We start from the raw sequence: 8,359 nt of genomic DNA, 5'->3' as shown, positions 1-8,359 counted from the left end.
CTGAGTGCTGTTCCCGTAGCGTGGGCGTAGCCCATGTGCTGAATCCTGAGTCCTAATTGCTAATTGCTGTTCCCGTAGCGTGGGCGTAGCCCATGTGCTGAGTCCTGATCCAGAGTTGTCTTGATACATAGCACCCTCTTCCTCCTCTTTGCCCTCTTTCCCTAACCAGGCGATCGCTGCCAGTGTAGAAATGCCAAACAGGGGAATATCTAACTGTTGTGCTATGGTACGAGCAGTAACTATACCGATACGGGTACTCGTAAAGCTACCAGGTCCGATAGCTACCGCAATGAATTCTAAGTTTTGCCAAGTTTGGGAATTCAGAAATTCAGTCAAGTGCTGATGCAATTGACCAGACAACTCTCGCCCTAAGTCCCAAGTTTGGCAGCGGGTATCCCTGGCAAAGTTACTGGTCACTAGCCCTAATTGAGGACTAGTGGTGTGAAGGGCAAGAGCATATTTGTTTGCTTCGAGAATCGGCATTTGTTGGTATGATTTTCGATTGGAGAAGTCTTGATTAAGTACCCTCACTCGCCAAAAGGTAATCACTATCCATGGATCCTACCCTGACTCAAATTGGGACTCAGATGTCCAAACTGACTGGTGTCCGAGCGATTATGAAAGATATTATCGAAACGCTACGAGCTGGTCAGGGACAAGATTGGATTAATCTCAGTGCAGGAAACCCAGTGATTTTGCCACAAGTCGAGCAACTTTGGCGCGATTGCACGGCACAACTGTTGGCTAGCTCAGAGTATGGTGAGGTGATTTGCCGCTACGGGTCATCTCAAGGATATCAGCCTCTGATCGATGCGATCGCAAAGGATTTCAATCAACGCTACGGTCTTTCCCTAAGCGATCGCCATATCCTGATTACTCCCGGTTCTCAATCGATTTACTTCTACGCCGCTAACGTTTTTGGTGGCTACACCAGCAGCGGCCAGCTCAAACAAGTGGTCTTGCCCCTTTCTCCAGAATACACTGGCTATGGAGGAGTAAGCTTGACTCCAGAAGCAGTATATGCCTACAAACCTACTCTGGAAATTAACCACGAGCAACACCGTTTTAAGTATCGCCCTGATTTCAGCCAATTAAAGATTAGCCAAGAGACTGGCTGTGTAATTGTTTCCCGTCCCTGTAATCCCACTGGCAATGTCCTAACCGATGAAGAAGTAATCAAAATTTCGGAAATGGCTGCACCCTTCAATGTGCCAGTGTTGATTGACGCAGCTTATGCTCCACCCTTTCCAGCACTGAACTTTACCGAAATGACACCAGTCTTTCGAGACAATATCATCCACTGTCTGAGTTTATCAAAAGCTGGACTACCTGGGGAACGGGTTGGTGTAGCAATTGGAAATCCGGAGCTAATTAGCATTTTAGAATCCTTCCAGACCAATCTTTGTATTCATTCGGCTCGCTATGGACAAGCTATTGCCGCAAAAGCGATCGCATCTGGAGCGCTCCCTGAGATTGCCACTAATGTGATTCGCCCCCACTACCAGCAAAAGTTTGTGACCCTTGAACTGACATTAGACAAATTCATGCCCAAAGACTTGCCTTGGTTCTTGCATCGGGGTGAAGGAGCTATCTTTGCTTGGTTGTGGTTACAGGATTTGCCAATTACTGACTGGGAACTGTATCAACAGTTGAAGCAGGTGGGTGTGATTGTCGTGCCTGGCAGTACATTTTTCCCCGGCTTACGAGAAGACTGGTCTCACCAGCAACAGTGCATTCGCATCAGCCTTACGGCTACTGAAGAAGAAATTGAAATCGCCATGCAGCGTTTAGCAACATTGGTCGAGGAAGTCTATCGGATGGGGTCAAGTTAGTGTTTCCTAGCAGGTGTTGTGATAATCTAACACCGTTCCAGAGTAATTGTTCGATGAGTACTAATTAAATAATATTCCCATTATAACAGATGGAACAGCAGCAGCTAGCACAAGTGTTGGAAACTGGCGATATAGGGGAGTTGCTAGGCATTATTAACCAGCCTAACTTGCTCACAACCCTTGACTCTACACAGATGTGTAGGATTATCAAGGGACTTGGGCAAGTAGTGGAACAACAAACTGCTCAGTTAAATCAGGTTAATCAGCAATTACAACCGGAAATTACCAACTGTAAGCAGGCTCAGGAGAAATGGCAACAGGGTGATCAGCAATTGGAATACCAATTTCAAAAACAGACAACAGAATTGTCCGAAGCTAATCATCAGCTGCGACAAGCAAAAGAGCAACTAGAGGCAGTTTTGGATGCTGTACCGGGAGCGGTGTCTTGGATTAGTGCTGATGGTCGATATCTTGGGGTTAACCGACATCTGGCTCAGAGCCTGCAATTACCTCCAGAGACTTTTGTCGGTCAAGAGTTGGGTTTTCTGGAGAGCAGCCCTCAGTTTGTTGACTTTATGGGTCAGTTTCTCGCCTGTGGGGACTCAGGATCTTCCCAGGTGGTTGAGCTCAAAGTGAAAAATTCTTCGAGATATTATCTAATTGCCGCTCAGAAGTACCAGCAAGGTGCTGCAGCCGTGTGTGTAGGGATTGATATCACCGAGCATAAACAGGCAGAATTAGCTCTACAACAGCTCAACCAGGAACTAGAACTGAGAGTCGAACAACGGACTTCTGACCTACAGAACGTCAATGAACAACTTCGCAAAAGTGAGGAACAATTTCGCCTGATTTTTAAACTATCTCCCATGGGTATGGCAATTACCAGCACTGATAACTCCGTGCTAAAGGTTAATCAAGCCTTTTGTGACACGGTTGGTTACACAGCCGAGGAACTGGGGCAGAAAAAGGCTACAGATATTATCTACCCCGATGATTTCACAATTAACCTTACCCCGAATCAAGAGTTGTGGCCAGGAAGAACATCCCACTTTCAGATGGAAAATCGCTTACTGTCGAAAGATGCTAGAGTGATCCATGTTTTGACCAAGAAAGCAGTTTTAGTCAGGGATGCTCAAGGTAAGCCCCGAAAATTTCTGTATCAAATTGTAGATATCACCGAACGCAAGCAAGCGGAAAATCAAGTTAGAGCCTCTCTAACCGAAAAAGAGGTTTTGCTCAAAGAAATTCATCACCGGGTCAAAAATAACCTGCAAATTATTTCTAGCCTACTCCGCCTACAGTCGAGGCAAGTTGAAGATCCACAAGCATTAAGTTTGTTCAAAGATTCCCAGCATCGGGTTCAATCTATGGCTCTGATTCACCAGCAGCTGTATCAATCCCCAAATTTAGCCCAGATTAATTTCGGAAAATACATTCAAACCTTAACCAATAACTTGTTCCGTTCCTACGGGATTAACCGACAGACAATCGCCCTCAATATTGAAGTTACCACAGCTCCCTTAACCATTGATGTAGCTATTCCATGTGGGCTAATCATCAATGAATTGGTGTCTAATTCACTCAAATATGCCTTTCATGAACATAAAGAGGGTAAGATTGAAATCAGTCTAAGTTCAGATCAACAGGGTCAGCTAATCCTTACGGTAAGTGATAATGGTATTGGTTTACCGGACAATTTAGACTTTCAATCCACTAAATCCCTTGGTTTGAGTATTGTTCGTAACTTGACTGCACAACTGGGGGGTAACATCATCCTTGACTGTAGGCAAGGCACTAGATTAAAAATAAACTTTCCCCATTCACTGGATCTCTAGGGCAAGTCGAGCATGACCAAGAAAAAAATCCTAGTTGTTGAAGATGAAACACTTGTGGCTATGGATATCAAGAATAGCCTCAAACTTTTAGGGTACATGGTTCCTGCTGTGGCTGTATCTGGAGAAGAAGCAGTTAGAAAAGCTGAGGAAATCCAACCGGATTTAATCCTGATGGATATTCGTCTGAAAGGGGAAATAGATGGAGTGACTGCTGCAAGGCTGATTAGGACAAAATGGAATATCCCAGTGGTCTATTTGACTGCCTATAGCGATGAGCTCACCCTAGAAAGAGCTAAGATAACCCAACCCTTTGGTTACCTTCTGAAACCATTTGAGGAAGAAGAACTGCGAGTTACCATTGAAATTGCCCTTTCTCGCTTTCAAGCAGAAGCAAAAATCCGTCAAGCACTAGTAATAGAACAGGAGCTTAGAGAGCAAAAATCTAGCTTTGTCTCTATTGTTTCCCACGAATGTCGTACACCTTTGAGTAAAGTTATCCTAGCTACTGAATTGTTAGAACGCTATAGCAAACATTTGGTCAAAGATAAACATCGCAAGTATTTTGAACAAATTAAAGGCTCTATCCAAGATATGAGACAACTCTTGGATGAAATTATATTTATTGAAAAAGCAGAAGGAAACAAGCTAACTTTTAACCCAACTCCAATTAACCTAGTAGAATTCTGCTCTGATTTGATAGAGCAGATGCAGTTGGCTACCGGGGGGATCCATAGGATTATTTTTACTCCTCAAGGTAATATTCCTGATGCCTATATGGATACCCAACTCCTTCGATATATTTTCAATAACTTGCTATCCAATGGGATTAAGTATTCTCCTGAAGGGGGAACGGTAGAGTTTCAGTTAACCGTGGAAGGTAACTGGGCAATTTTTAAAATAACAGACTCGGGAATTGGTATTCCCGAACAAGAGCTTTCTCACCTGTTTGAACCTTTCCAGCGAGCTAGCAATGTTGGAGATATTCCTGGTACAGGTCTAGGATTATCGATTGTTAAAAAGAGTGTAGAGCAGCACCGTGGCCAAATTTTGGTAGATAGCCAGGTTGGTGTAGGAACTTTGTTTACCGTTAGACTACCCCTGTCGAGTCAGGATTGGGAGTAAGCTGGTCTTCCTTTGAATGCCATGGTTATGACAGCAGGGGAGCAGGGGCAGACTTGATCTAACTTCATAATACAATTTATGCATTTAATTTATGCATTTTTTTAATTAAAATCAGTATTTAGTAACAAAATATACAAAATTTTAGCAATACTTTAAATTAATTTATCAACATCAAGAGTAGTGACATCAGAGGCTCTGGACAAAACTTCTGGCAATTGAGCAAAAGGCAACGAGGGAACAGCTATGACCAGCGCAGCTAAGCCAGCCGCAAAATTGAACAAATTTGAGAAATTCAAGGCAGAGAAAGATGGTCTTGCCATTAAAGAACAAATAGAAGAATTTGCCAGAATTGGCTGGGAAGCAATAGATCCAGATGACCTACAGCATCGGCTGAAGTGGATGGGTGTCTTTTATAGACCTGTCACTCCAGGCAAGTTCATGCTAAGGATGCGGACACCCAACGGCATTCTCAACAGCACTCAGATGCAGGTACTAGCTGAGATAGTGCAGCGCTATGGTGAAGATGGTAGTGCTGATATCACGACCCGCCAAAACATCCAGTTGCGAGGTATCCGCATTGAAGACATGCCTGATATTTTCCGCAGGTTCGAGCAAGTTGGCTTAACTAGCGTCCAATCCGGTATGGACAATGTCCGCAATATTACTGGTTCTCCCATGGCGGGGATAGATCCCGATGAATTAATTGACACTCGGGATCTTGTCCAAAAGGTACAGGACATGATCACTAATAACAGCCAAGGGAATTATGAGTTTACTAACTTGCCCCGTAAATTCAATATTGCTATTGAAGGGGGTCGGGATAACTCAGTCCATGCTGAAATTAATGATATTGCCTTCGTGCCTGCGTACAAAGATGGACAACTAGGCTTGAATGTACTCGTAGGTGGCTTTTTCTCGGCCAAGCGTTGTGAAGCTGCTGTTCCCCTCAATGCTTGGGTACTGCCTAATGATGATGTGGTTGACTTGTGTCGTGCTATACTAGAAGTTTATCGCGACGAAGGCTCGCGGGCGAATCGGCAAAAATCCCGGATGATGTGGTTGATTGATGAGTGGGGGATTGACAAGTTCCGCGAGGAAGTCAGTAAGCAGTTTGGTAGAGAACTCCCTACGGCTGCTCCTCACGATGAAATAGATTGGGAAAAACGAGACCATATCGGTGTCTTTGCCCAAAAGCAACCAGGTCTGAATTATGTGGGTTTACACGTTCCGGTTGGTAGGCTGTATGCTCAGCAGATGTTTGATCTGGCACGGATGGCTGAGGCTTATGGCAGTGGCGAAATCCGCCTCACGGTTGAGCAGAATGTGATTATTCCCAATATTCCGGATGCTAATCTCGACGCTTTCTTAGCTGAACCCCTCTTGCAGAAATTTACCCTTGAGCCCAAACCTCTAGAACGGCTTCTAGTATCTTGCACAGGAGCCCAGTTCTGCAATTTTGCTCTGATTGAAACCAAAAATCGTGCCTTGGCAATAGTTCGGGAACTCGAAGAAAAGTTAGATATACCAAACCCAGTGCGGATTCATTGGACAGGTTGTCCCAACTCTTGTGGTCAACCCCAAGTAGCTGATATTGGTTTGATGGGAACTAAGGTGCGTAAAGACGGTAAGTCTGTTGAAGGAGTCAATATTTACATGGGTGGCAAAGTTGGCAAAGATGCTAAACTGGGCGAGTGTGTGCTCAAAAGTGTGGCTTGTGATGACTTACCAGAAGTCTTGAGCAATATACTGATCGAGAATTTTGGAGCAAAATCCCACTAGGTTAGTGCTTAGTTGGACATCATCGCTAATTCCTCATAACTGTTGTCAAAGATTAATGGTTAATGGTTAGGTAATGGTGAAAACTTAGTTTTCCATTTTCCATTGTCCATTAATCGGAAACGACAATATGGAGCGCCGCAAGTTTCTCAAATACATCGGCTGTGCCACGGTAGGATGTGGCTTTAGTGCTTGTAGTTCAAATAATCTATTCGATTTCCCAAAACGCGATCGCTCCTCTGAGCCCACTCAACGACCTCCAGCTAGCTTTGGTAAGTTAGAGAAAACTAACCTCACCATTGGCTTTGTTCCTGTAACTGACTGTGCTCCTTTAATCATTGCCAAAGAAAAGGGCTTCTTTCAGCGTTATGGTTTGAATGTGGCTCTTAAGAAATATCCTGACTGGTCAGCGGTTCACAAAGACTTACTATCATGGGGTATAGATGCCTGCGTTGCCTTGTTTGGATTGCCAATGCTCACCAATTTTGGTTCAGCCAAGGCACCAGTGATATCTCTAATGATGCTCAATCGCAATGGCGCTGGAATCACTTTTTCCAAAAAAGCTTGGCAAGGTGCTATTCGTCCTTCAACGGAATACTATAATTTCCCAGATTTTGCCAACTCCTACAGGAAATACATTAGACGATTAACCGAGCCCCTAAAAGTAGGGATAGACTTGACCAACTCCATGGCAAACTATACCCTTCTCTACTGGCTATCAGCTATGGAGATTAATCCCGAGAAACAGATTAAGCTAATCGAGTTTCCACCATCTCAAATGGTATACAAACTTCAAGCTGGGATAGTAGATGGCTACTGTTTAGATGAGCCCTGGAACCAAAGAGCAGTTGTAGACCAGGCTGGATTTACGGTTTATGTAAGTCGGGATATTTGGAAAGGTCATCCAGGAAAAATACTAGCAACCATGGGACCTTGGGCAGAAAAACATCCCACAACCGCCCGAGCCTTAGTAGCGGCTGTTTTGGAAGCTTGTCAGTATTGTGACCAACTAGAAAATCGCCAGTCAATTGCTCAGATTATATCTAGGAGCAAATACATCGACACTAAAGTAAGCTATCTGGAAGGTTCTTTACTGGGCAACTATAATTATGGTGGCTTTGACCAGAAAGACCGATTTGAATCAATCCCTGATTTTAATTTATTTCACTTCCAAGATACAGACTATCTGAAAAAGCCCAATCATGCTAATTATCCTTGGCGCTCCCATGGTGTTTGGTTGCTAACCCAAATGATTCGCTGGCGTCATATTAACCGACGTCAATATCCCAAGGATGCGGATAAAATTATCGACCGGGTTTATCCAGTGAAAATTTATGAAGAGGTTGCCAAGGCGTTGAAAATCGATCTACCTAGTGAGCGTATGAGGCTTGAACCTGCTGATGTGTTTGTGGATCAAAGAGCATTTGACCCTAGTCAGCCAGTTAATTACCTCAATGGTTTCGATATCCGAGCTGATCGTTCTCAGTTAATCGGCTTGGCTTAACTTAGGAATAAACCTCAATTCATTCGAAAATTAAGCAACACCCCAATTTTCTGGCTCTGATGTAACCATTGAATATAAATTATGCATTTAATTCATCACCAGAAATAATTTGTAACAAATCATACGAAACTTATGTTTCAGGGGTGTAACTATTAGTACCTGAACAATAGTATTAAGTTAACCTCAGAAAAGTAGTATCTATGGGCGAGTACTTTAGCAATCAATTCCGAAAGAATTACCCTAAACCAACAGCATTAGTGATAAAAGCTGAACGTTTGGGTGGATTTAGT

The 8,359-nt window shown here is 43.6% G+C and carries 6 protein-coding genes; 5 read left to right on the top strand and 1 reads right to left on the bottom strand.

The window, feature by feature from the left end:
* On the bottom strand, nucleotides 1–483 hold a 483-nt coding region (tsaB, locus tag F6J94_RS25550; protein WP_293045265.1), incomplete at its 3' end, for a tRNA (adenosine(37)-N6)-threonylcarbamoyltransferase complex dimerization subunit type 1 TsaB.
* A 71-nt stretch (nucleotides 484–554) separates the two neighbouring features.
* On the opposite strand from tsaB, the gene F6J94_RS25545 reads away from it, so the two are divergent.
* The 5 genes from F6J94_RS25545 to F6J94_RS25525 all read left to right on the top strand — a co-directional run bounded on the left by F6J94_RS25545 (nucleotide 555) and on the right by F6J94_RS25525 (nucleotide 8,069).
* Nucleotides 555–1,832 carry a valine--pyruvate transaminase gene (locus F6J94_RS25545; protein ID WP_293018474.1) on the top strand — a complete coding sequence of 426 codons (1,278 nt, stop codon included), beginning with the start codon at nucleotides 555–557 and terminating at the stop codon, nucleotides 1,830–1,832.
* A gap of 89 nt (nucleotides 1,833–1,921) precedes the next feature.
* Nucleotides 1,922–3,667 carry a histidine kinase dimerization/phosphoacceptor domain -containing protein gene (locus tag F6J94_RS25540; protein WP_293045263.1) on the top strand — a complete coding sequence of 582 codons (1,746 nt, stop codon included), beginning with the start codon at nucleotides 1,922–1,924 and terminating at the stop codon, nucleotides 3,665–3,667.
* Nucleotides 3,668–3,679: 12 nt separating this feature from the next.
* On the top strand, nucleotides 3,680–4,789 hold the full coding sequence (locus tag F6J94_RS25535; RefSeq protein ID WP_293045261.1) for an ATP-binding protein: 1,110 nt from the start codon (nucleotides 3,680–3,682) through the stop codon (nucleotides 4,787–4,789).
* Between the two features lie 243 nt (nucleotides 4,790–5,032).
* A complete protein-coding gene (locus tag F6J94_RS25530) occupies nucleotides 5,033–6,568 on the top strand; it encodes a ferredoxin--nitrite reductase (RefSeq protein ID WP_293045259.1) in 1,536 nt (511 codons plus the stop codon).
* A gap of 127 nt (nucleotides 6,569–6,695) precedes the next feature.
* Entirely contained in the window at nucleotides 6,696–8,069 is a 1,374-nt protein-coding gene (locus tag F6J94_RS25525; protein WP_293045257.1) for an ABC transporter substrate-binding protein, read from the top strand.
* Nucleotides 8,070–8,359 lie beyond the last annotated feature (290 nt).

The organism is Moorena sp. SIO1F2, from assembly GCF_010672755.1.
Taxonomy (GTDB): Bacteria; Cyanobacteriota; Cyanobacteriia; order Cyanobacteriales; family Coleofasciculaceae; genus Moorena.
Note: the sequence above shows the minus strand (reverse complement) of the source record. Positions and strands in the feature narration are given on the sequence as shown.